The organism is Neobacillus sp. PS3-12 (assembly GCF_030915385.1).
In the GTDB taxonomy this organism is placed as follows: Bacteria; Bacillota; Bacilli; order Bacillales; family Cytobacillaceae; genus JAEVLT01.
The window spans coordinates 1,427,595-1,451,442 of record NZ_CP133268.1; the positions used below are offsets into that span (position 1 = coordinate 1,427,595).

Genomic DNA, 23,848 nt, shown 5'->3' on the forward strand with positions numbered 1-23,848 from the left:
AAATAAAATTCCAAAGTTCATCAAGTTTCACCATCCTTTAGATAAATAGATCTTAAGGCTGTATCTTTACAACCATTCTTTGCTTTCGTTTGAACTCGAGTTTAGAGAGTGAAATACTAATTTCATAGATAAGAATAAGTGGAACTGCGACTGAAAGATGGGATATAAATTCAGGTGGTGAGATCAACGTCGCAATGATTACCAAAATAAAATAAGCATATTTCCGTAACTTTGCTACATTATAAGGGTTGATGATTCCCAAAGATGTCAGGAACATCATGACCAAAGGCAATTCAAATGCAATACCGAATGGCAGTGTAATGTTTATTAAAAAGCTAAAGTATTTATCAGCTGTAAAGTTCGTAATCATAATTTCATTTCCTAAATTGGTGAGGAATCGCAGGATGTTAGGAAAAATAAAAAAGTACCCAAAAGATATCCCGGCAACAAACAGCAAAAATAACGCAGGAATATAACCTAATGCCAGCTTCCTTTCGTTTGGATGCAAACCCGGTTTCACGAATAACCAAATTTGCCAGGAGGTTATTGGGATTATACCAGCAAAGGCAATAATCGATCCCAGCTGAAAATACACTTTGATGATGTCACTTGGCCCTAACACCAGCAATTTGCCATGATAATTCGCCATTAAGATTAGATAGATATCTTTTGCATACATCAGCCCAATCGCAAAAAAGATTACAAAAGCTACTCCGACAATGATGATTCTTTTACGCAATTCCTCTAAATGTTGAAAGAGATTTAGTTCCTTTTCAGACATTTTTGACCCCTCCCACTGTATCTAAAAATCTTTTTTAAATTCAAAGACAGCTTTATCCACCGATAAAAGACATTTCAATTTTTGGAAGACTTTTATTTGTTACAGCTGTTCGTTCCTCAGAATATCTATCCATCCTGCCTAACCAGACATCGATGATTCTCTCCTGCAGTTGCTCATCTTTTATTCCATTTCTCAGTAATTTTCGAAGATCGAATCCATTCCCATTAAATAAACAGGTGTAAATTTGTCCGCTTGCAGATAACCGCGCACGGGTACAGGTGCCGCAGAAGGATTCGGAGACGGAATTAATAAAACCGACTGTCAAGTTCGAATCTTTATAACGATATTGTTTTGCAACTTCTCCAAAATAAGCAGGTTCAAGGATTTCAAGTTCATATTTTTTTGTCAGAATCTCATAAATTTCTTTTTTTGTAGCAACATCATCCATTTTCCATTCATTAGTTGAACCAACATCCATAAATTCAATATAACGGAGCTGCAGATCTTCCTTTTTGCAGAATTCAGCCATTGGGATAATTTCAGCATCATTTAACCCTTTTTTTACAACCATGTTTATTTTTATACTTAAGTCTTCTTCTTTTGAAGCGGCAATTCCATCAAGAACTGGCTTCGTATTAATCATTCGCCCATTAATTTTCCCGAATAATTCATCATTTAAGCTATCCAGACTAATATTGACACGCTTTAATCCGGCTTTTTTCAGGTCATGTGCAAATTTGGAAAGGAGGAAACCATTTGTAGTAAGTCCGATATCTTCTATCCCCTTAATGCGGGAAAGCTTTTCAACAAGATCTGGTAAATCCTTTCGGAGCAATGGTTCCCCACCTGTTAATCTGAGTTTTTTTACACCAAGCCTTGCAAAAATTGTGGCTAACCGTTCAATTTCTTCAAATGTTAAAAGGGAATCATTCGGGAGAAAAATAAAATTGGATCCAAATTGGTCAGCAGGCATGCAGTATTGGCAGCGAAAATTACAGCGGTCAGTCACAGAAATTCGTAAATCGTGCAAAGGTCTGTTCCACTTATCTGTAATAATTGTTTTCAACAATATCAACTCCCTTATTTATAAAAGCATCCCTCTTACTAAAGCGAAGAACACTTTGTAAGTTCAAGTGTTCTCTCTTTGAGGACATCTTTTTTTGTATAAAGGATTGGGTCCAGGTGAGATACCCTATTTCGTCCCAAATAGAAAATACAGGAATCTGGCTATTTGGGAGCGGATGATACCAACTAATGACAAACACAATATTGTTTAACTCATACAAAAGCTTTTCATCCTCCGGGGTCCTGAGGAGTAAAACTTTTGGAAAGGATTCGTTTTTAAATCCCTCTATCATGATAATATCGAGAGAAAAAGCCCTATACATTTCCAAAAGCTTTTCTAAAGAAAAATTGTCTCCATTGGTTATCTGTAATTGCCCTTTCGATATGACTCCTGTCACGACTGCCCCTGAAGAACAATGTTGATTGGTATCTTTATTCGTGTCATCATACAAGGCATCACCATCATGTCCATGATGTTTCAGTGTACCGACCCGATAACCCATTTCTTTTAGCATCTTTATCAATTGGGTAATAAGCGTCGTTTTCCCACTATTTTGATAACCTACAACTTGCAGAATTGGGGTTTCCTGGTTCATAATCTCAATCCCATGGCCATTGGCTTCCTTCATTATTATCTAGTAATAATACATCAACTGGTTCAGCTTCCCTAAAGCCCTGCTCTTTCCCAGGAAGCATGATAAAAGAATCAGCGTCCACTAACGTCATCACTACATTTGATTTATCAAGACCCGTTGGTGCTACAAATAGGCCATTATCCCTGTAGATCAGTTTACTGCGCACAAAGCGGGTTAGTGGATTGGATTTAGCAATTTCCCTATCAAGAATAGCAGTAATTTTTTTGAGATGAGGCTTTGGTGAGTAATGCCAACTTCTCACAACCGGACGGACAAATAATTCAAAGCCGACGAAACAGGCCGATGGATTTCCTGATAACCCGAATAAAAGTTTTCCCTGATAATCAGCGACGGTGGTAACACTCCCTGGCCGCATTTTAATTTTATTAAAAAGAATGTTGGCCCCAATTTGCGAGTATACCACTGGCATATAATCAAAGTCTCCGACAGATACCCCGCCTGTGGTTAATAAAAAATCCACCTTGGTCAGTGCTTGGCTGATGGCTTCAATACAAGTATCCAATTGGTCGGGAAGCATCCCCAAATATACAGGTTCAGCGCCGACTCTTTTTGCCTGTGAGATGATCATATGGGAATTGCTATTTCGAATCTTGCCTCTTTGAAGCGGTTCATCAACATCAAGGAGTTCGGAGCCGGTTGCAAAAATCCCTATTTTCGGCTTCTTCGTTACCTTCACCGAAGCATAGCCAAAAGTGGCCAAAACAGCTTTAATTCCAGGATTTATCCTTGTTCCTTTTTGTAGGATCAATTCTCCTTTTTTAACTTCTTCCCCTTGGAAGGATATATTCTCTCCCTCTTTTACCGGGCGTTTTATGCAAATATACCGTTCGCCCGCTTTTTCAAATTCGCTTATAGCTTCAAGCATAATCACCGCATCTGCACCAGGTGGAAGCATCGCCCCTGTCATAATTCTCGTTGCCAGAAACGGACTAATATCTGCAGCTGGTACCATCCCCGCACCCAATACCTCTAATACTTTTAATACAATGGGCTGAGCAGCTGATGCTTCAACCGTATCAAATGATCGAATAGCATAGCCATCATATCCTGAACGCGTAAACAAAGGGACATCATGGGTTGCAACGATATCTTCAGCCAAGAATCTTTGATCACACTGATCAATCGAAACCAATTCCATTGTACCGCCGAAAGCGTAATCCATTACTTTTGTCACTGCCTGTCCGATTTTTAATGGAGTTCTTTTTTCCAACAAACAAATCACCTCATTAACAGATTTCCCAATAAAAAAACAAACTCATAAACTCTGCTTTGTTTATGGGTTTGTTTTTCCTTTCTGCTTTTTTATATAGATTTTGTTTCTTTTGGTGACTTATCGGTTTCAGAAGGATTTTCTTTTACATCCTCAATCAATCCTGCTGTAGAATTTTTAAATTCCCTTAATGTTTGTCCTGCAGCACGGCCAAGCTCCGGTAGCTTCTTAGGACCAAAGATAATAAGGGCCAAAATGATTATCATAATTAAACCTGGAACTCCGATATTTGATAGCATGGCAATCTCTCCTTTTTTATTCTTCTTATTTTTTGATTATCTTCACAACCATAAAGTTTTTCCTAATTTATTCTATAGTGCTAGAAGCTAACGTAATATTCTTTGTTTCCCATTCGCCTTGACTTGTTTCTTTCAAACTGATTGCATCAAAGAAACAAATTTCCTTGCAAAGATTGCACTCACTGCATAATAAAGGATTAACACTAATTACTTTCTCATCATCATTATCAATCTGATTTAAAGCCCTATTAGGACATAATTTAGAGCATGCATGACAAAATTCACATTTTTCATTTATGAATGGTAATTTCAATTTTATGATAGACTGTAATTCGGGCTGATTCTTAAAAATATAGCGAATAACTTCTTTTTTTGGACTAACAATTGGAGATATTTTGCTTTGTTCTTGATTCCTATCAGAGCCATTACTCGCCCAATCGCGTAAGGCTATCAATGGTGCTTGTTTGACTTTTTTAAAAAAGTATAAAATTGAATCTCGGCGATCTTGATTGATTCCATTATCAATGACTTTTTCCTGGCATTCATCAATACTTTTTATATAGAGCATTTTCTTTTTTGATAACCGCTCTGCTTCTTCAAAATCCTTTTCAAGTAAGTCCCCACCTGTTAAGACCTGGCATTTTCGACATGCATCTTTTGGTAAATAGAGCGTAAATTGAGCAGGAGAATTTAGCATTACTAACCATATTTCGGAGAGAATTGATGCCAAACAAGGTACCTCTATATGATTAGTATTCTTTCCTTCTAACTTATGATTAGAGCAATGTACATATATTGGTTCTTCGCATTGTTCGTACTCTTTAACCTTTTCAATTAAAGATAAATTAGAGGGGTTTTTCCATTTTAACGCCCCAGTAGGACATTCCTTTGCACATAATCCGCATTCGATGCATCCATTTATTTGAATATTGCTATCATTGATATTTATAGTTTGAACAGGACATACTTCCATGCATCTTGAACACTTCGATAAGTTAGAATGGACTTTCGAGCATAAGGCAGAGTTAACGGTCAATATTTCAAAAGATTGACTCACTTTTTCTGCCAATTTTATTAGGTTAACCATTAACCCCACCCCATCACATCTTTAATTTAGAAGACTATGAATTTGTAAGCCCACTGCTGTTCCGTAAAATAATTCTCTTCCTAAAATTTCGCCAATTAACACGCATAGAAAAACTCCAAAAATCGTCAAAACTCTTTGTTTTTTCTTAGATTTCATTACTAGACCTGGTACAAAAACAGCTAATGGAATGAACCAACTTAATAATCCACGAATCCAAAAGATATTGCTGCTCATAATATTTTGTGCAGTCATGGCAAGCTCGTTTTTACCAGTAAATAGTACTGACAAATACATGGCAGAAACGAGTGCATCGATTAAAACAACAGCTACAGTAAATTTTTCAGTTTTAATGGCTTCTTTTTCAAATAACATCAACAGAAATCCAACAAAAAGAGGTCCCAATAATGCTGATGTTAAATAGAAAAAGAGTATCGGTGATAGACTATCCCAGGCAGGGATAGCTGGTATTTTATAAATTAAAGAAGATGAACCAATGCCCAGGATTCCTAAAATAGATGATATTCCACCTATCATTACTCTTTGTTTGTTTGGTATCTTTTCCCATACCAAGAAATAGATGAGTTGACTTAAGAAAAATAAGCTAAATAACAAAACTTCTCGGCTTAACCAGGATGTACTCAAATGAGTAAGTGCACGATAAGCTTCAAACGGATGTCCCAAATGGAATACAGAAACTCCCAAACTAAGTGCAGTGATGCTTGTTAATGCTGCAGCAATATTTCTTCCTGTTTTTTCCTTTATTCTTTCATTTTTCCAACTTAAGATCCATAATGTTATCGTTCCACCTACGGCCAGTTGGGATAACACTGTAAAAACAACTAATGGCATCTCTTCCAAAATATTTCCCTCCCATTCTTTTATTTGTTTCTATTATTGAGCTCTGTATGATTTCACAACTGATGGCTTAACAAACCGAACTGAGGGGTTAGTAATAGATGGATCAGGAAAGCCCGGTAGTTCTTTTTCATATCCTTCATCAGATAACTCGTTCAAGTCTACGACATCAATCGCACCTACCGGACAGCTGGCTACACATGCTGGCTTTAATCCTTGATCTTGCCGTTCATAACACATATGGCATTTTTGAACAATTTTCTTTTCCACGTTATATTGCGGAACTTGATATGGACAGGCTTTCGTACACATTTTACAGCCAATACAGATATCATCGTTATGGATTACAATTCCGTCTTCACGCTTTGTGTATGCATCAACTGGACACACTTTTAAGCATTGCGGATGTTCACAGTGATTACATGCAAGAGACATACTCATTCTAGTTGGTGATCCGTATGCGTCCTCCTGAATCTTATAAACTTTTCTCCAGCGAATCTGCGGGTCTAATAAATTAAAATTTTTACAGGCCATTTCACATGAATGACAGCCAATACATTTGTCACTATTAACAATGAATCCCATTCTTTTTGACAAAATAATCACCCTCCTTACATTTTTTCTATATTTACAAAGTTATCGTGAAAAGCAAGGCCTGCATTTCCAGTGGCTTTTTTTCCCATATCGGATGGAGTGGCTTTTACCGTATAGTTCACATTAAAATTAATATCTTTATACCATGTTTCATAAATAACAATTTCATTTACAGGAACAGTCTCAGTTAATGTAGCTAAAACAGTAACTTCCCCGATTTCGTTATATACTTTTACACGATCATCATTTTGAATTCCAAACTGCTTAGCAAGTTTTGGATGAATTTCTACATATGGCTTGTCATGAATTGCCCTCTCCCAATCCAAATTTTGAAATTGGCTGTGAAGACTTAATTTCCAGTGTGGTGTAATACAGCGATATGGATATTGTTTTGTCGCTTTTGATTCTTCAATATACACTGGTAATTGTGGGTGACCAAATTTTGCAGCTTCTTCACTCCATAACTCATATTTTCCTGATGGTGTTCTAAAGTTACCATCCTTCCAGGCAACTTCCATATTTTTCATTTTCTTTGGACCCGTTTTTAATTCTTTCCAGTCCTTCATACCGTATTTTGCTAAATATTTATCCCCAAATTCATTTGCCAGCCAATCCTCTAACTTGCCAGAAGTCGGGAAAGTACATGAGCCTTTTTCTAATTCATTGAGTTTTTTAGATAGACCCATTGCGATTTCCAAGTCACTTTTTGCTTCATACATTGGCATTATTGCCTGTTCATTTAGGGTCAGCCAATAATGCCAATAGGATACACAAGCTCCTGGAGTTTCGAATAGAGTGGTGACAGGCAAAACAATGTCTGACATCTCCACTGATTTATTCATAAACAGATCTGCAGTTACAACAAAATCCATGGCTTCAAAAGCTTTTTTAACTGTCTTTGTATCCGGATCCTGCTGCATTGGATTTCTGCACGCAATCCAAAGCATTTTTATTGGCGGTTCTTTTGCAGCCAAAACCTCCGCTCCAAAATTATTCATGTTGATGGTGCGGTTTTTTCCTCCTCCACTGCCTTCCGTGTTTTTTGAGCATCTACAGCATAATTAAAACCATAGGTGTCAAGATTTCCATAGTTCGCTCCACCACCCAAAATTCCAACATTTCCTGTGATTGCTGCAAGGGCATCTATGGCTCTAACATTTTGTCCTCCGTTTGTATGCCTCTGCATTCCGTACCCAATCCAGATATTCGCAGGTTTTGTTGTTGCATACTCTCTAGCTATTCGTTCAATTAGAGAAACAGGTAATCCTGTTTTTTCAGATGCCCATTGGAGGGTGATATTATTTTTAATGTAATTAAAAAATTCCTGATAGCCAATTGCGTTTTTTGTAAGCCAATCGATGTCATACAAATTATTTTCGATTATATAACGTGCCATACCAAGAGCTAATGCACCATCAGTACTTGTTCTTATTTGAATATGTTCATGTGCCTTCGCAGCCGTATTAGTTAATATGGGATCTATAGAAACAATTTTGCAGCCATTTTCTTTTGCTTTTTCAATAAACCTCATAGAGTGAACGGAAGTCCATGCTGGATTCCCTCCCCACAAAATTATATATTTTGAGTTTACGAAGCTCTCAGGATCATTATTTAATAATGTTCCAAAATCAAAGGTTTGAGCATCAATTCCGGCGGGCCAACATGGTGTTCCAAGAGCACTGGTTGTATAACCGATGCTAGCCATCATCCCATTAACTGCATCTGACAAAACGTTAAAGTTTCCAGAATATTTATTCAAGCAAATCGGTAGTGTGCTTCCATATTCCTTTTTGATCTTCAAAATATTTTTCGCAATTTCCGTATACGCTTCATCCCAGCTAATTCTCTCCCATTTTCCAGTTCCTCTGCCTTTTTGGCGCATAGGATATTTAATTCGATCAGGAGAATAAACACTTCTTGGGTAGCTATTCCCTTTCACACAGATTACTCCATTCGTGTAGGTGTTTGCTGGATTTCCTTGTATATGCTTTATTACTCCATCTTCAACTGTTGTTAAAATAGAACAGTTATCATAACAGTTTCTGGGACAAGCATTTTGGAAAATATGCGTTTTCTTGTTTGTAGATGCATTGACCGTTAGGCCATTAAACTGAAAATCGAAGAAAGAAGAGCCTAAACCTGCTAATGCCCCTGTTGCAACAGCACCCTTTAAAAATGTTCTCCTACTGAATTGCGGAGCTTCCTTCATAAATATCTCTCCCTACAAAGTTTTTATAAACTCTTTCTCTTGCTCAAAAAAAGCTTTTAATATTAACGCCATACCTAAACAAATCTTGGATTCACTATGTTTAATAACGTCTATACAATGCAGCTGCACCCACTTCAGAAAATGATGCTCCAAAAAATTTACATATAACTCAAGCCATCTTACATTTTCCTCTTCTTCATTTATAAGTTTGTGAAGAAGGTAACATATAAATTCAAGCTCAAAACCAATATAATCATCCGGCTCCTTACCCAGCTTTGAAACAGTCAATCCTGCACTTTCGTAAAAGTTTCTGATAATTAAAGTTTCTTTTTGCATTAACACTCTTTCTTTCCTTATATAAACAGATTCATAAGGAGGTGCAAGCAGCATTTCCGGGCCAATAAATAGGCGACTATAGTCAAATTTTGCTTCAGCTATATCTTCTTCCGTCAGGTATTGCAACAGATTTATTCCTTCTAAAACTTGTTCATTGCCAGTGTCATTTAACTGTTCAAAAAGGATGGAAATGGCGGAACTCCAAATATTTTTATCCCAAAGACGATTAGTATAATAATGAAAAAAAACATTGTAAAATTGAAAGCGACCAATTAATAGCTTTTTATTAACTGAAATGGTCTCCACAAAATCTCCACCTGTCATAGTTTCTTAAAGAAATATTGGTTCCTAACTATTTATATAGTAAAGTACCCCTCCATTTATATAAATTGTGATGAAATGAACATAATAGAAGAATATCATTTCTTGTATTAAGTATAGTTAATATAATTGAATGGGGGTTTATGAATATCTACACAAATTTTCGATAAACAGTGTATTTTTGTACAGTTAAGCCTTAAGTTTTTTCTATATATTTACATCAATACAAATAAAAAATGTATTCCTTGAATTGGAATACATTTTTTACCTTACATTCATGGTTTTTATTTTTAATGCAACTAACAGATTTAGCAGATCAACAGACTTTTCCAAGTTAATATTTAAAATACTCTCAATTTTTTTTAATCGGTTCCTCAATGTATTAATATGAATAAATAATTTATCCGCAGTAGATTTAAGATTTCTATCTTCCTCTAAAAAAACTTGAAGTGTTATTAACATATCAGCTTCATTAAGCATGTCATATTTGTCTAACTCACCAAGATATTCGTTATAATACTCTTTTAGCTGTTCTTCACGAATATTTATCAATAACCTCATTAATCCTAAGTCATCAAAATGTGTAAATAATGAGTGATTTGAGTCATACCTTCCAAATTCTAATGCAAGCTTTGCCTCCTGGTAACTTCTACAAATGTCCACAATTGAAGGATAATATCTCCCTATTCCAAGTCGGGGACAAAAGTCAACTTTGTGCTCTAGAAAGATGGTTGTAAGTGTATTTGAAATTAATTTAGATTCTTTCTTAATTTCCTCTTCTTGCTTGCCCCTGGCAACATTAACTAAAATGATAAACAATCCATTAAGCTCCATTACAATAGGTTTATAAAATAGGGAGCGGAGTGAATTTTCTATAAGTTTTTCAGCCAGTTCAATTAATTCATCTTCTAGCATATCTCCCTGACTATTCCTTAACTCTATTAAGATTAATAAATGGGGAGAGCTCATATCCCAGCCCCAATGACGTGCCTCATTTATTATTGTATACGGTGAATCAAAGTTATTATGAACAAGGTCATAGATAAAGTTCTTTTGATACTTCTTTTCAAATTCCAAAAATTCATTCCGTTTTTTTAGCTCAGCAATTAAAACTGGCATCAATGAATCTATTTGAAAAAATGCAAAGGCTGTTACTGCCCCTCCTTTAATTAAAATATATCCTGATTTCATTTTGTCATAACTGAATGGACGAATATAATAGGTGCCATCTTCCCCAAAATCAATTTCGGTAAACTGTGAATTTGTATATTCAAGTTCATTCAATTTACTTTTAAAAGAGGATTTAAAAGAGTTTCGAAAATAATTTTGTTCTTTTCTTTCAATGAGTTCATTTAAATAAATATCAGTTATTATAATCTTTCTGTTGATTTTTCTTTCCAATTGAGATATAAACTTTTGAATACCAATTTGGTTTACTTCGTTAATAATATGAGATATAGAATTTACTACATAGTTCGAGAACTGATTCAAGCTTTTTAATTGATCAATTAATTGCAACGTATTCTCTATTTGGACAATCGAAATTGATTTTTTATATAATAGTATTGGAATTTGACTATCATTTTGTAAATAATGAAATAGATGATAGGTCAAGTTTTCTTCATTTCCCATTAAAAAAATTGCAGAGACTTGCATGTTAATGGCTTTTTTTAACGTTTCCAAAAGATTATCTTGTAAATGATCAACGTTAATTAAGAGTAGCTCATCTCCATTTATTTCGTTTATACCTTCAATAACCCTTGTAAAAGTTATTCCTAAATTTTTCTCCCCCGCTATTATTTCAAAACTTGAAAATGGGTGTATGCAAATTAATTCTTCTAGAATATACTGTTTATTTATCATTGTTATCATCTCTTCTCATAAAACAAACAACCTCTTTTGCATTTACAAATCTAACAGAGGGATTGGTGAAATTCAGAAATGGTATTTTTGATATCCATTTTTCTTCATTGCTCTTCAACCGATCATGTATGTTAATTATACTTAGGGATTCAGAGACACATGCAGATACACATGCTGGTTTTAATCCTTTCTCTAAGCGGTCAACGCACATGTTGCATTTGTCTATCTTTGCTGTACCTGGATTAAAAGAGATAGCATCAAAAGGACAGGAGCCAAGGCATTTTTTGCAACCATTACAATTCGAAGAATCGAAAGCAACAATTCCATCTCTGCGCTTTTTGAAACAATTTCTAGGACAAGAACCTATACATGCAGGATTTTCACAATGATTGCATGCCATCGAGAAAAAAATATTCTTTAAAGACCCAGTTTCCTCCAAAGAGCGAACCCTTCGTCGGGTGACTTGTCTGCCATTTTCATTTCGACAGGCCATTTCACATGCACGGCAACCAACGCACCTGCTCAAATTCATTTTAAACCCCAATTGCATGGCCATTTTTTCCACTTTCCTTAAATAATAAAGTTTTGTGACAACATGTATACAGTAGTAAAGTTATTATATAATATCCATAACCTACTCACCTGACTTCATATTTAAACTTCTGTGAACAAGGAGGTATTACCATGTCTGGATTAATGGGAAATTTAAAAATGACAAGACATGTTTGCCCTAGAAATTGTTATGGAGCTTGCAGTTTCATTGCTTACACGAACAATGGAATTCTAGAAAAGCTCGAAGGTGACCCTTCCAATACGTACACACAAGGGAAGTTTTGTGCAAAGGGTTATAATTTTATCAATTATGCTTACCATCCTGATCGAATTAAATATCCTCTGATACAAACTAAAAGAGGTTCAGGAGATTGGAAAAGAATTCCCTGGGAATACGCATTGGATATTATTTCCACTAAAATACTTGAATTAAATAAAAGATATCAATCCAATTTATCAATTTGCCTTAATAAGTACTCGGGAAATTTAGGGATCTTACACAGATCAGTTGAAAATTTCTTCGATGGTTTGGGAAACACAACGCGAGTTATAGGCTCTCCATGCTGGTCAGCAGGTTTTGATGCTCAGTATTATGATTTTGGAAATTATGAAACCTCTGATCCTTCTGACATGGAGAATGCAAAATTAATTATCCTTTGGGGTGTAAACCCAGCATGGACAGCTGTTCATGCCCTTCCGTACATTTTTAATGCCCAGGACAATGGTGCAAAAGTAGTAGTTATCGATCCTGTCTTTACAGTTTCCGCCAAAAAGGCAGATTACTATATTCAGATAAAACCTGGTAGCGACGGTGCACTGGCTTTGGCTATCGCAAAAGTCCTAATTGAAAATAATCAGTATGATCATGCCTTTATTTCAAATTACACTTTAGGTTGGGAAAAATTCAAAAGTTATGTACTCTCTTTATCCTTGAAAGAACTCTCTAATGATACAGGTATTCATATTGACACAATCTATCAACTAGCCAATATGATTGGAAATATTCATCCCATGTTTACCTGGGTTGGGTTTGGATTGCAGCGGCATTCTAATGGGGGCCAGAACATTAGGGCTATAAATGCACTACACGCCCTCACCGGAAATATAGGTATTCCAGGCGGAGGAGTAAATTTCGGTCATGAAATGACACAGAAGTTTACTAGTTGTAATTGTAGCCATGACAATCAAAATCGGTTAATAGAAGTGAATAGATTTTCTGATAGTCTTTCAACATTAACCGATCCCCCAATAAATTTTTTATGGATTTCATGCAGAAATATTCTTAACCAGGATCCTCAAACTCAAAATTTAAAAAACGCTTTAGAAAACATAGAGTTTATAGTAACTGTAGACCAATTTTTAACTCCCACTGCCCTCCAATCGGATATTGTCCTTCCGACTACTAATTTTTTTGAAGAGGAGGATATTATAGCCGGGTACTGGCACCACTTTATTGGTTATAATCAGAAAGCAATTGAGCCTTACTATGAGAGTAAAAGTGATTTAGAAATTTCAAAATTATTATCAAAGGCATTAAATCAGAAATCCCCTGGGTTTTGTAAGTTTCCAGAGGAAGGAAGTATTTCTCATTTCATCGATAGAGAATTTAATGAAGAAATATATGAATTACTAGGAATAAATCACTGGAGTGAATTAAAAAACGGAGTTAAAAAAGCAAGGCTTCCAAAAACTTCATGGAGTGATTTTAATTTTAAAACACCTTCAGGAAAATTTGAATTTTTATCTGAAAGAGCATTTAAAAATGGATATTCCTCTATTGCTGAATACAGAAAAAGTATGACTCCTAGTGAAAAATACCCATATTGGTTCTTGACTACGCATTCGCAATATCGGTTGAATTCACAGTTTTCCAATTCCAGTTATTTAGAGAATGTGGAAAAAGAGCCTATCTTTTATCTTCATCCACTCACTGCAAAAGCACATGGAATCGCAAATAGAAATAAGATTAAAGTATTCAATGATTTAGGGGAAATTGAAGCTATAGCTGAATTTACTGATGATCTTCCTAAAGATATCATTCTTCTATATCAAGGTTGGTATGAAGAAACGAAAATCATTATAAATAGAATAGTACCGGGGTATTCCACTGATATGGGAGAAATATCAACCTGAGCTAAAAGCATTGCCTTCTATGATACCTTTGTAAACTTAATAAAATTATAACCTATAAAGATATCGAAGCGTGACAGAGGCAACTTCACTTTATGAATAATTCCTAAGAAAAGATTTTGTATATAAAAGTTTCTTACTTGAATCAGACTACCTTTACAAAAATGGTTGAAGATAATAAATTTTAACTGACTAAATGTATCATACGAAAATTAGCTAATCTTTTAATCGACTCCCCAAAAAAATGACCACATGCTTTACCTATTTTCAAAATGGGCACGAAATGGTGCACGGACTTAATTTTTTTAATTAAACTAGATTTATCTAGATTACCTTTAAGACCTTTAAAACCCTTGATAAATCAGACTTTATTAATTTTAATTTAACTTATTTAACTCAGTTTATTAACTTGAATGCCTCTGGCAGCGTTGAGGTCAGGGGTTCGAGCCCCCTATTCTCCATAATCGAAAAACCCTTGCGCAGCAAGGGTTTTTCTTTGTTTTATCCTTCTTTTTCAATCCTCATATTTTAGCATCGTGCACAAATGGTGCACGATGCTAATTTTTTTCTACATAATTTCGTTCGTTTTCCTAGGTAACTCTTATTTATTGAATCTAAAAATAACACCATCTGCGATGACATCATTTTCCTTTCCGCCTACTGTTAAAACTGCTTGTACCCACTCTAGTTTTTAAGAGTTTTTTTCCAATCATCAGCGAATTTTTCTATCCCTTGATTAGTCAGTGGATGCTTCGCAAGCTGTTCAATGACTGTAAAAGGAATGGTAGCAATGTGTGCACCAGCCAAAGCCACACGGGTTACATGATCTGGGTGCCGAACAGAAGCCGCGATAATTTGAGTATCCAAGTTATGGACACGGAATAACTCAGCAATTTTCTCTACTAATTGGACACCATCTTCAGAAATATCATCTAAACGGCCTAAGAATGGAGAAACATATGTAGCACCTGCACGAGCAGCTAATAGCGCTTGGTTTACAGTAAAGATTAGTGTAACGTTTGTTTTAACACCTTTATTTGCTAGATAGCGACACGCTTCCAAACCATCCAAAGTCATAGGAAGCTTAATGGTTACCTTCTTATCGCCACCATTAATTTTAATCAACTCATCTGCTTGTGCAATCATTTCTTTAGCTGTCACAGCATCAGGAGTTACTTCCGCCGAAACTGATTCAACTTCTGGCACAGCCTGACAAATCTCTGTTATACGATCCTCAAATTTAACTCCTTCTTTAGCAACCAAGGAAGGGTTTGTGGTAACACCAGCTAACACACCAATTCTGTACGCTTTTTTGATGTCCTGAATATTTGCGGTATCAATAAATAATTTCATAACGATTCTCCTCCATTTTTAAAAGTTTAATAGATTTTTTGTTGTTTGTACTACATTTTCTACAGTAAATCCAAATTTCTTCATTACCTCAGCTCCCGTTCCAGAAGCCCCAAATGTTTCAATTGATAGTACTCTTCCTTCTGCTCCTACATACCTTTCCCATCCCAGGGAGATTCCCATTTCAAGTGCTAGGCGCTTTGTAACAGACGAAGGCAGAACAAATTCCTTATACTCATTTGATTGGCGATTGAAAAGTTCCCAGCTTGGCATGGCTACTACACGAACCGATATCTCTTCTTTTTCCAATTCAACTTTCGCGTTAACTGCCAAAGATACTTCAGAACCTGTTGCAATTAAAATGACATCAGGTTTCTCATTCGTTTGGGTTAAAACATAAGCTCCCTTAGAAAGATTCTCGATATTCGCTTTTGTCTCCTGAAACACCGGTAAGTTTTGACGGGTTAGTATCAAGGCAATCGGACCATCTGTTTGTTTTAATGCATATGCCCAAGCACTCGCTGTTTCATTTGCGTCTGATGGACGAATAACGGTAAGCCCTGGAATAGCACGAAGTGCAGCTATATGCTCGATTGGCTCATGCGTTGGACCATCTTCTCCTACAGCGATTGAATCATGGGTAAATACATAGGTGATTGGTAATTTCTGCAATGCAGCTAACCGAATAGACGGTCTTAGATAATCATTAAACACAAAGAATGTACTTACAAAAGGTTTTATTCCTCCATGAAGTGCCATACCATTGCCCGCAGCTCCCATTGCATGCTCTCGAACACCAAAGTACACATTGCGCCCGCCGAAAGATTCTACTGCGAATACTGCTTCTTCTTTTATATCTGTCATAGTAGAGTGCGATAGATCGGCACTTCCACCAAAAATAGAAGGAACTGATTTTACAAAGTGGTTAATTGCTTCCCCACTAGCTACACGAGTCGAAATAGCTTTTCCTGTATCAAAGGTTAAAATATCTTGGGCATTGATTAAAACTTCACCGATAATGGCACGTTCGAGTTCATCTGCTAATTGCGGAAAAGCTTTTCTATAAGACTGGAATAATTCCTTCCATTGATGTTCTAGATTAATCCCTCTTTGTTTTAACTCCGTAAAATGAGCTTTAACTTCTTCCGGTACGAAAAACTCTTCCTCATAATCCCAACCATACACCTTTTTAGTTGCTGTTGCCTCTTCTGTCCCGAGCGGATTCCCATGTGCCTTATTTGTTCCAGCAACTTTTGGACTTCCATATCCGATAATGGTTCTAACTTCAATAAGAGTTGGTTGGTCCGTATTTTGCTTCGCTATTTCAATTGCCTTAGTGATATCTGTAACATTATTTCCATCTTCCACACGTAAATATTGCCAATGGGCAGATTCAGTTCTTTTTTTAATATCTTCTGAAAAAGAAAGGTTTAATGAACCATCCAAAGAGATGTCATTGGAGTCATATAAAGCAATTAATTTTCCCAGTTTCATATGACCGGCCATAGACATAGCTTCATAAGAGATGCCTTCCATTAAATCTCCATCACCAACTACAGCGTATGTATAATGATCAATTACAGAAAATCCAGCTTGGTTAAACTTCGCTGCTAAATGGGCTTCTGCCATTGCCATCCCTACTGCATTTGCAATCCCTTGTCCTAAAGGACCCGTTGTAGCTTCTACCCCATCCGTATGACCAAATTCCGGATGGCCTGGTGTTTTGCTACTTAGCTTTCGAAAGCTTTTCAAATCTTCTAAAGAAACATCGTACCCAGCTAGATGAAGCAAGCTATATAACAAACTAGAGCCATGTCCTGCAGAAAGAACAAATCGATCGCGGTTAAACCATTTTGCGTTTTCAGGATAATGTTGTAAATGGTTAGCCCAAAGTGCATATGCCATTGGTGCGGCTCCCATAGGAAGGCCCGGATGACCAGAATTAGCGCGATTGATAGCGTCAATGGATAAAGTTCGAATTGTATTAACAGCTAATGTGTCAATGTTACGATTCATCGAATTATTTCCTCCTCACATATTTAATATCCTTAAATTCTCTTAAAAAAGAAAAAACCGACTAATTTTCTTCTGGTTTTTGCATGAAAAATCAGCTTTTTTCTTATTTAATGATATAATATATCCATAAACGAGAAAAAACAAGAATTTTTTTAAAAATTCCCTCTTATAATTGATATAAATTTGTACATTCAAGAAAAAAATTATAATATAAGAAAAAACGTGCAAATTCTTGGAGGGTATGTGTAATGTTAAGAAAAGAAAGACAAAGAAAGATTCTACATATACTGGAAAAGGAAGGAAAAGTTGTTGCTAAGGAGTTAAGCACAAAGTGGAATGTTTCCGAAGACACAATCAGAAGAGATTTAAGGGAAATGGATTCATTAGGTCTACTCAATCGTGTCCACGGAGGAGCTTTTCCTGCTTCTTCAGGCCCTGTTACCTTTTCTGAAAGAACGGAAGAAAATATCGATGCAAAAAAAGAGTTGGCAGTAAAAGGAGTCCAGCTTATTAAAGACGGACAAGTTCTTTTATTGGATGGGGGAAGTACAACCAACCTCTTTTTAGCACAAGAAATCCCTTACGATTTTAAAGGGACCATTATTACAAATAGTCCCTCCATTAGTCTAGTATTATCAAAACATCCGAATATTGAAATTATACTCTTAGGGGGTTCATTCTTTAAGGAATCGTTAGTTACTGTAGGATTGGATGTCATAAATACACTAAAAAACATTAGAGCAGATCTGTGTTTTTTAGGAGTATATTCTCTACACCTGGACTTTGGTATCAGTATTCCACATTTACAGGAATCTTATGTCAAACGGCAAATGATTAAAAGTTCAAATAAAATTGCTAGTCTTGTGACTAGAAGTAAACTTAATACGGTTTCTAATTACTTAGTTGGTCCAGTTTCAGAGCTTGATTATTTAATTACAGAAGAAGGATCATTGGGCTATAATTTTAACAAGTACAAAGAATTAGATATTGAAATTATTTAAATTGGTTAGTATTTTGGCCAACTAAAAACTAATAATAAACTAAAGCAAAAATAATATTAGCATTAACTGCAGTAACTTCTTAAAAGGCGAAAAAGGAGCATCCCTGTTAATTCCTTAACAAGTTGCTCCTTTTTATTTTGTAGACCAATATACTGAGTTATTACTTAATAATGACGTATTCCAAGTCAACCAGCTTTGCATAGGATACGATTTGGTCTGTTGTTAAATTCAATGAAACAACTGTATGGTGACCACCGCCATTTTCAATCCAAGCTTTAACTCCATCTTGGAAGTTCGGCTTAATCTTCCAAAGTACGCGGGCCACCGGAAGTTTTGGAGCTGGAACAGTTGGCTCAAATGCAGAAACTTCATTAATCAAAAGTTTATAATGAGTTCCAAAGTCTGCCATTGAAACAACCACACCATCTCCTGCTTTACCGTCAAATACTAAACGTGCCGGATCTTCACGATTACCAATTCCTAATGGAGAGACGATAATTTTTGGCTTGTTGCTTGCCAAAGTTGGGTCGACTTCGAGCATATGCGATTGAAGGGCTGATTCTTGGCCCACAGTTAATTCATATGTGTAATCTTCCATAAACCCAGTTGATTGGTTATGACTCATCACTTTGAGTAATCGATCGAGCGCCGCTGTCTTCCAATCTCCTTCACCTGCAAAGCCATATCCTTGTGCCATCAAACGTTGAACTGCAAGACCAGGAAGTTGTTTCATGCCATATAAATCTTCAAAGTTCGTAGTAAAGGCATTGTAACCTCCATCATCAAGAAAACGTTTAATCGCAATTTCATAGCTTGCTTGTACTTTTACGCTCGCTTCCCATTTATCCCTGCTGTATGTGCCATAATCAAATTCATAAAGATTTTCATATTCTGCGAATAATGCATCAATTTCTTCGTCCTTAACTGCATTTACGTATTGAACAAGGTCTCCAATGCCAAAGTAGTCCACTGTCCAGCCAAATTGAATTTGTGCTTCAACCTTATCCCCTTCGGTAACACCAACATTACGCATGTTATCACCAAAACGGGCAACTTTGACGTTGAAGCTTTCGTTATAAGCAACCGCTACATCCATCCATTCGCCAATTTGTTTTTGCACTTCAGGGCGCTGCCAGTAACCTACTACCACTTTATTTTGTTTTTTCAAACGGGCATTGATAAAGCCATACTCACGGTCGCCATGGGCTGCTTGGTTCAGGTTCATGAAATCCATATCAATCGTTGCCCAAGGAATGCTTTCATTAAATTGTGTCGCTAAATGAAGCAATGGTTTTTGCAATAATTTTGTTCCGCGAATCCACATTTTCGCAGGCGAGAATGTATGCATCCAAGTGATGACACCTGCAACTTCGTCACGATAGTTGACTTCTTTCATGATGTTTGTAATTTTATCTGCACTGACAGCCAAATCCTGCAGTACAAGAGGGTATGGCAAAATACCGCTCTCATTTAATGCATTTGTCATCTTTTGTGCGTGTGCTTTGACTTCTGCTAAAGCTTCTTCTCCATAAAGATGTTGTGAGCCTACGACAAACCAAAATTCTTTTTCCCCTGTAATTGCCATAATGATCCTCTTTTCTTAGTTTGATAGTTTCTATTATTTTTGCCCGTAATAGGAATTTTCTCCATGTTTTCTTAGGTAATGCTTATCTAAAATACGTTGCGGTAATACTTCAGCAAAGTGGTTTAATTCACGAGCAAATAAATTCATTTTCGAAACTTCTTCCAGCACTACACTATTCATGACCGCTGCTTTGACATCTTTTCCCCAAGTAAATGGAGCATGCCCATGAAGTAACACACCGGGAACTGCCAAAATATCTATCCCACGCTCCTCGAATGTTTCGATGATGACATTACCGGTTTCAGCTTCGTAACCACGATCAATCTCCTCTTGGGTCAAGAAGCGTGCACATGGAACAGGACCATAGAATGTGTCTGCATGAGTGGTCCCCATCGCCGGAACATCAAGACCTGCTTGAGCCCAAATGGTCGCCCAAGTTGAATGGGTATGTACGATACCGCCGATTTCCGAGTAATGTTTATAAAGAACTGCATGTGTTGGTGTATCGGATGAAGGATTCAACTCTCCTTCCACAACATTGCCATCTAAATCAACAACCACCATATCACTTGGTTTCATTTTTTCGTAATCAATACCACTAGGTTTGATTACAAATAAGCCACTTTCACGATCAATACCACTTGCATTTCCCCATGTGTATTTCACAAGTCCATGCTTAGGCAAGTCCAAATTTGCTTGAAATATTTCTTCTTTCAGTTTTTCTAACACTTCAATTCCTCCAGTTTTCCATTCACAATATCAACGGATTCTACTGCGGCTTGCTCAATCACTAAACCTTTTTTGTATCGTTCGATAAATACTTCAAATCCTTTAACGTCAAATCTATCAGGATAAATTTCTTGACTATCAATCTCTTTAAAGACTTTCTTATCGAGGAAGTCTTCTAAACTTTCTTTTTGGTCTTTATTCATCATATAAGAAGCAAGAATTGACATTCCCCATGCACCGCCTTCTCCAGCGGTTGCCATAACTGAAACTGGAACATTCATTGCAGCTGCCAAAATTTTTTGACCAACGACAGGAGTTTTAAATAAGCCACCGTGCGCTAAAATGCTATCGATATTGACGTTTTCATTCTTTGTCAAAATATCCATTCCGATTTTCAAAGCGCCGAAAGCTGTAAATAGATGAGTCCTCATGAAGTTTGCTAAATTGAAATGACTCTCAGGTGTTCGGACAAAGAGTGGACGCCCTTGTTCTAATCCAGTGATATTTTCACCTGAGTAATAACCGTAACTAAGCAAACCGCCGCCATCCGGATCGGCCTCCAAGGCCTTATTTAACATCACTTCGAATAATTTATCCGTTTCAGCCTTTTGTCCCATAGCTTCGTAAAATTCACGGAACAATCCTAGCCAAGCATTGATATCACTTGAGCAGTTATTCGCATGAACCATTGCCACAGGACTGCCGTTTGGTGTCGTGACCAAATCAATTTCCGGGTATACTTTTGAAAGTTCTTTCTCTAATACAATCATGGCAAAAACTGAAGTTCCTACTGAGACGTTTCCAGGTCCGTTTCCTCACACTATTTGTGGCAACCATCCCTGTTCCTGCATCGCCTTCTGGCGGGCAAATCGGAATACCCGATTGTAAATTTTGTGATTTATCAAGAATTTTTGCTCCAATTTCGGTTAATTCACCTGCTTGCTCTCCTGAGGTACAGACTTTAGGAAGAATATCTTTTAGCTTCCAGGGATAACCATTTGGTGCAATGTGTTCATCAAACTGCTTAACCATCGATTCATTGTAATCGTGCGTTACATCATCAATTGGGAACATACCCGAAGCATCCCCAATGCCGATTGCTTTATTACCGGTTAGCAACCAGTGTATGTATCCTGCTAAAGTGGTGATAAAATCTATACGAGGTAAATGTTTCTCTTCATTTAATATTGCTTGATAAAGGTGTGCAATGCTCCAGCGTTCAGGAATATTGAATTGGAATTTTTCCGTTAATTCTCTTGCCGCAACACTGGTTGTTGCATTACGCCAAGTCCGAAATGGAACAAGCAGCTCACCCGTTTTGTCAAAAGCCATATAACCGTGCATCATGGCGGAAATTCCAATCGAACCGATTGTCCGAATAGTGATTCCATAATTTCTTTCCACTTCTTGCTTCATTTCACTGTAAGCTGCTTGCAAGCCTGTAATAATATCTACTAAGTTGTACGTCCAAAATCCATTTTCCAAGCGGTTTTCCCACTCAAAACTGCCAGATGCGATTGTTTTAAATCTATGATCAATTAACACTGCCTTGATTCGAGTTGACCCGAATTCGATTCCAAGTGAAGTTTCTCCCATGGTAATCGCTTGTTTCATCTTTACTAAATTCGTTTTCACGTCAAACCCCCTCACAGATAACGGTTTCAATATAAAGGATGCGCTTTATTTTTCGCTTAATTTTATTAACAACTTCAGTATATTTTTTGTGCGTACATTTGTCAATAAATAAAAAATATGTACTTATAATTTCATGAAATTATTATGTTTTTTTTTGAAAGCTACTATTGGTGCATGAAAAATTCAATAAATATCAAGAAGGATTATTATCATTTGGTAACTTGTATGCAAATAGGGTGAAATGTTTTCATTCATTTAACTATATGATAAAATATGTACGTATGATTTTTAGGCTGGATTGATTAGATTACAAACAGCTTATGAAGGAAGTGAGTTTGATGAAACCAAAATATCAGGTCATCATTGATGATATAAAAAGTAAAATTCTTTCAGGAGATTATATTGTTGATCAACAAATTCCCACTGAATCCTCGATGCAAGAAAAGTACCAAGTTAGTCGGCACACTGTTCGGAAGGCCATTTTAGATCTATCGAACGAGGGATTTTTAAGAAGTGAAAAAGGATCCGGTACATATGTTTGTAACCAATATCAAGCAAAATCTGGAGGGAATTCCAATAATAAAACGATTGGTGTCATCACGACCTACATTTCTGACTACATTTTCCCCTCTATCATTCGTGGAATTGAAGCGAGATTGAACGAGGATAATTATTCGTTGCTGCTGGCCAGTACAAATAATGATGTTGAACAAGAAAAAAAAGCTTTGGAAATGATGTTGTCATTTGGAGTCGTTGGATTGATTGTGGAGCCAACAAAAAGTAATCTGTACAATCCCAATATTGCTTACTACCTGTCGTTCAAGGAACAGGATGTACCATTCATCATGATTAACGCTTATTATGAAGAATTAGAGGTCCCTTTCTTTTGTCTTGATGATGTCCAGTCCAGTTATCTCGCAACAAAAGAATTGATATCAAAAGGACACAAACAAATTGGACTGATTTCAAAAATCGATGATTTACAAGGAAAGTATCGAATGAAGGGGTATATTAAAGCACTTGGGGAGGCCAAATTACGATTCAACCCGGAGCAAGCGCTTTCGTATACTACTGAGACGAGGACGAACCTACCCAGTAATTTGAAAAAGTTTCTTAATGAAAATAAAGACATGCTGACTGCCATTGTATGCTATAACGACGAAGTTGGGTTGGAACTGGCAAATGTCTGCAGACAACTTGATATTTCTATTCCGGAAAAATTGTCAATTATTGGCCAGGATAATTCTTATATTGCCAAAAATGCTAATATCAAACTAACAACCCTAACTCACCCACAGGAACAAATGGGACGCGATGCTGCTGATTGGGTTATTAAAAAGATACAAGGTAAGAAGGATTTACCAAAGGAAAACTATTATCAACCAGTATTAATTAAAGGCGAAACTGTAAAAGAATTAACATTACAATAAACTTTGAGTTGTGAATGAATAATTAAAATTCGTTCGAACGTGCTTTTATGCCGTTAAACCTCGAAAAAGGTGAACAGAACTCCAATTGTTAGAAAAATAACAATTGGAGTCTAAATTTTTCATGTAATAAAGCCGTCCTAAATT

20 protein-coding genes and 1 pseudogene are annotated in these 23,848 nt (G+C 36.4%); 3 read left to right on the forward strand and 18 right to left on the reverse strand.

Going from position 1 to position 23,848, the window contains the following annotated elements; genetic code table 11:
* Positions 1–52: 52 nt before the first annotated feature.
* From tatC to RCG17_RS07465, 13 genes are all read right to left on the reverse strand, one after another.
* Positions 53–781, reverse strand: a complete 729-nt coding sequence (gene tatC, locus RCG17_RS07405) for a twin-arginine translocase subunit TatC (RefSeq protein ID WP_308174561.1) — start codon at positions 779–781, stop codon at positions 53–55.
* Positions 782–833: 52 nt separating this feature from the next.
* The gene (gene moaA, locus RCG17_RS07410; RefSeq protein ID WP_374120902.1) at positions 834–1,847 is read right to left on the reverse strand and encodes a GTP 3',8-cyclase MoaA; all 1,014 of its coding nucleotides are present in this window, start codon (positions 1,845–1,847) and stop codon (positions 834–836) included.
* Positions 1,825–2,442 carry a molybdopterin-guanine dinucleotide biosynthesis protein B gene (gene mobB, locus RCG17_RS07415; RefSeq protein ID WP_308174563.1) on the reverse strand — a complete coding sequence of 206 codons (618 nt, stop codon included), beginning with the start codon at positions 2,440–2,442 and terminating at the stop codon, positions 1,825–1,827. Before mobB ends, moaA begins: the two co-directional genes overlap by 23 nt.
* Before the next feature lie 4 nt (positions 2,443–2,446).
* The gene (gene glp, locus RCG17_RS07420; RefSeq protein WP_308174564.1) at positions 2,447–3,715 is read right to left on the reverse strand and encodes a molybdopterin molybdotransferase MoeA; all 1,269 of its coding nucleotides are present in this window, start codon (positions 3,713–3,715) and stop codon (positions 2,447–2,449) included.
* A gap of 89 nt (positions 3,716–3,804) precedes the next feature.
* On the reverse strand, positions 3,805–4,011 hold the full coding sequence (locus RCG17_RS07425) for a twin-arginine translocase TatA/TatE family subunit (protein WP_308174565.1): 207 nt from the start codon (positions 4,009–4,011) through the stop codon (positions 3,805–3,807).
* 67 nt (positions 4,012–4,078) lie between these two features.
* Entirely contained in the window at positions 4,079–5,098 is a 1,020-nt protein-coding gene (locus tag RCG17_RS07430) for a 4Fe-4S binding protein (RefSeq protein ID WP_308174566.1), read from the reverse strand.
* A 21-nt stretch (positions 5,099–5,119) separates the two neighbouring features.
* Positions 5,120–5,947, reverse strand: coding sequence for a dimethyl sulfoxide reductase anchor subunit family protein (locus RCG17_RS07435; protein ID WP_308175783.1), 828 nt, complete (start codon positions 5,945–5,947; stop codon positions 5,120–5,122).
* Between the two features lie 42 nt (positions 5,948–5,989).
* Complete coding sequence (locus RCG17_RS07440) at positions 5,990–6,550, reverse strand: 4Fe-4S dicluster domain-containing protein (protein WP_308174567.1); 561 nt, start codon at positions 6,548–6,550, stop codon at positions 5,990–5,992.
* 14 nt (positions 6,551–6,564) lie between these two features.
* Positions 6,565–7,521 (reverse strand): molybdopterin dinucleotide binding domain-containing protein, encoded by a 957-nt coding sequence (locus tag RCG17_RS07445; RefSeq protein WP_308174568.1) that lies wholly within the window; start codon positions 7,519–7,521, stop codon positions 6,565–6,567.
* 20 nt (positions 7,522–7,541) lie between these two features.
* Positions 7,542–8,756 carry a molybdopterin-dependent oxidoreductase gene (locus RCG17_RS07450; RefSeq protein ID WP_308174569.1) on the reverse strand — a complete coding sequence of 405 codons (1,215 nt, stop codon included), beginning with the start codon at positions 8,754–8,756 and terminating at the stop codon, positions 7,542–7,544.
* Positions 8,757–8,768: 12 nt separating this feature from the next.
* Positions 8,769–9,398 carry a TorD/DmsD family molecular chaperone gene (locus RCG17_RS07455; RefSeq protein ID WP_308174570.1) on the reverse strand — a complete coding sequence of 210 codons (630 nt, stop codon included), beginning with the start codon at positions 9,396–9,398 and terminating at the stop codon, positions 8,769–8,771.
* Positions 9,399–9,677: 279 nt separating this feature from the next.
* Positions 9,678–11,276 carry a PucR family transcriptional regulator gene (locus tag RCG17_RS07460; protein WP_308174571.1) on the reverse strand — a complete coding sequence of 533 codons (1,599 nt, stop codon included), beginning with the start codon at positions 11,274–11,276 and terminating at the stop codon, positions 9,678–9,680.
* Complete coding sequence (locus tag RCG17_RS07465) at positions 11,266–11,715, reverse strand: 4Fe-4S dicluster domain-containing protein (RefSeq protein ID WP_308174572.1); 450 nt, start codon at positions 11,713–11,715, stop codon at positions 11,266–11,268. The genes RCG17_RS07460 and RCG17_RS07465 overlap by 11 nt, the downstream gene beginning before the upstream one ends.
* Before the next feature lie 245 nt (positions 11,716–11,960).
* Between RCG17_RS07465 and RCG17_RS07470 the strand changes: the two genes are divergently transcribed.
* Entirely contained in the window at positions 11,961–13,961 is a 2,001-nt protein-coding gene (locus RCG17_RS07470) for a molybdopterin-dependent oxidoreductase (protein WP_308174573.1), read from the forward strand.
* 681 nt (positions 13,962–14,642) lie between these two features.
* On the opposite strand, the gene fsa is transcribed toward RCG17_RS07470, so the two are convergent.
* Positions 14,643–15,311 (reverse strand): fructose-6-phosphate aldolase, encoded by a 669-nt coding sequence (fsa, locus tag RCG17_RS07475; RefSeq protein WP_308174574.1) that lies wholly within the window; start codon positions 15,309–15,311, stop codon positions 14,643–14,645.
* A gap of 18 nt (positions 15,312–15,329) precedes the next feature.
* On the reverse strand, positions 15,330–17,324 hold the full coding sequence (tkt, locus tag RCG17_RS07480) for a transketolase (protein ID WP_308174575.1): 1,995 nt from the start codon (positions 17,322–17,324) through the stop codon (positions 15,330–15,332).
* Positions 17,325–17,572: 248 nt separating this feature from the next.
* Between tkt and RCG17_RS07485 the strand changes: the two genes are divergently transcribed.
* On the forward strand, positions 17,573–18,325 hold the full coding sequence (locus RCG17_RS07485; protein ID WP_308174576.1) for a DeoR/GlpR family DNA-binding transcription regulator: 753 nt from the start codon (positions 17,573–17,575) through the stop codon (positions 18,323–18,325).
* A 160-nt stretch (positions 18,326–18,485) separates the two neighbouring features.
* Here the strand turns inward: RCG17_RS07485 and araA are convergent, their stop codons facing one another.
* From araA to RCG17_RS07500, 3 genes and pseudogenes are all read right to left on the reverse strand, one after another.
* Positions 18,486–19,910: an L-arabinose isomerase gene (gene araA, locus RCG17_RS07490; protein ID WP_308174577.1), complete on the reverse strand. Its 1,425-nt coding sequence runs from the start codon at positions 19,908–19,910 to the stop codon at positions 18,486–18,488.
* A 33-nt stretch (positions 19,911–19,943) separates the two neighbouring features.
* A complete protein-coding gene (locus tag RCG17_RS07495; protein ID WP_308174578.1) occupies positions 19,944–20,639 on the reverse strand; it encodes an L-ribulose-5-phosphate 4-epimerase in 696 nt (231 codons plus the stop codon).
* Positions 20,633–22,274: pseudogene (locus RCG17_RS07500) on the reverse strand (xylulokinase). The gene RCG17_RS07495 and the pseudogene RCG17_RS07500 overlap by 7 nt, the downstream one beginning before the upstream one ends.
* 338 nt (positions 22,275–22,612) lie before the next feature.
* On the opposite strand from RCG17_RS07500, the gene RCG17_RS07505 reads away from it, so the two are divergent.
* Positions 22,613–23,704, forward strand: coding sequence for a GntR family transcriptional regulator (locus RCG17_RS07505; RefSeq protein ID WP_308174579.1), 1,092 nt, complete (start codon positions 22,613–22,615; stop codon positions 23,702–23,704).
* The last annotated feature ends 144 nt before the right edge of the window (positions 23,705–23,848 follow it).

What these genes read in the sequence shown, in the direction of transcription:
- tatC (WP_308174561.1), bottom strand. Translation starts at nt 781, where the DNA reads ATGTCTGAAAAGGAACTAAATCTCTTTCAACATTTAGAGGAATTGCGT.
- mobB (WP_308174563.1), bottom strand. Translation starts at nt 2,442, where the DNA reads ATGAACCAGGAAACCCCAATTCTGCAAGTTGTAGGTTATCAAAATAGT.
- RCG17_RS07425 (WP_308174565.1), bottom strand. Translation starts at nt 4,011, where the DNA reads ATGCTATCAAATATCGGAGTTCCAGGTTTAATTATGATAATCATTTTG.
- RCG17_RS07430 (WP_308174566.1), bottom strand. Translation starts at nt 5,098, where the DNA reads ATGGTTAACCTAATAAAATTGGCAGAAAAAGTGAGTCAATCTTTTGAA.
- RCG17_RS07435 (WP_308175783.1), bottom strand. Translation starts at nt 5,947, where the DNA reads ATGCCATTAGTTGTTTTTACAGTGTTATCCCAACTGGCCGTAGGTGGA.
- RCG17_RS07450 (WP_308174569.1), bottom strand. Translation starts at nt 8,756, where the DNA reads ATGAAGGAAGCTCCGCAATTCAGTAGGAGAACATTTTTAAAGGGTGCT.
- RCG17_RS07460 (WP_308174571.1), bottom strand. Translation starts at nt 11,276, where the DNA reads ATGATAAATAAACAGTATATTCTAGAAGAATTAATTTGCATACACCCA.
- RCG17_RS07470 (WP_308174573.1), top strand. Translation starts at nt 11,961, where the DNA reads ATGTCTGGATTAATGGGAAATTTAAAAATGACAAGACATGTTTGCCCT.
- fsa (WP_308174574.1), bottom strand. Translation starts at nt 15,311, where the DNA reads ATGAAATTATTTATTGATACCGCAAATATTCAGGACATCAAAAAAGCG.
- tkt (WP_308174575.1), bottom strand. Translation starts at nt 17,324, where the DNA reads ATGAATCGTAACATTGACACATTAGCTGTTAATACAATTCGAACTTTA.
- RCG17_RS07485 (WP_308174576.1), top strand. Translation starts at nt 17,573, where the DNA reads ATGTTAAGAAAAGAAAGACAAAGAAAGATTCTACATATACTGGAAAAG.
- araA (WP_308174577.1), bottom strand. Translation starts at nt 19,910, where the DNA reads ATGGCAATTACAGGGGAAAAAGAATTTTGGTTTGTCGTAGGCTCACAA.
- RCG17_RS07505 (WP_308174579.1), top strand. Translation starts at nt 22,613, where the DNA reads ATGAAACCAAAATATCAGGTCATCATTGATGATATAAAAAGTAAAATT.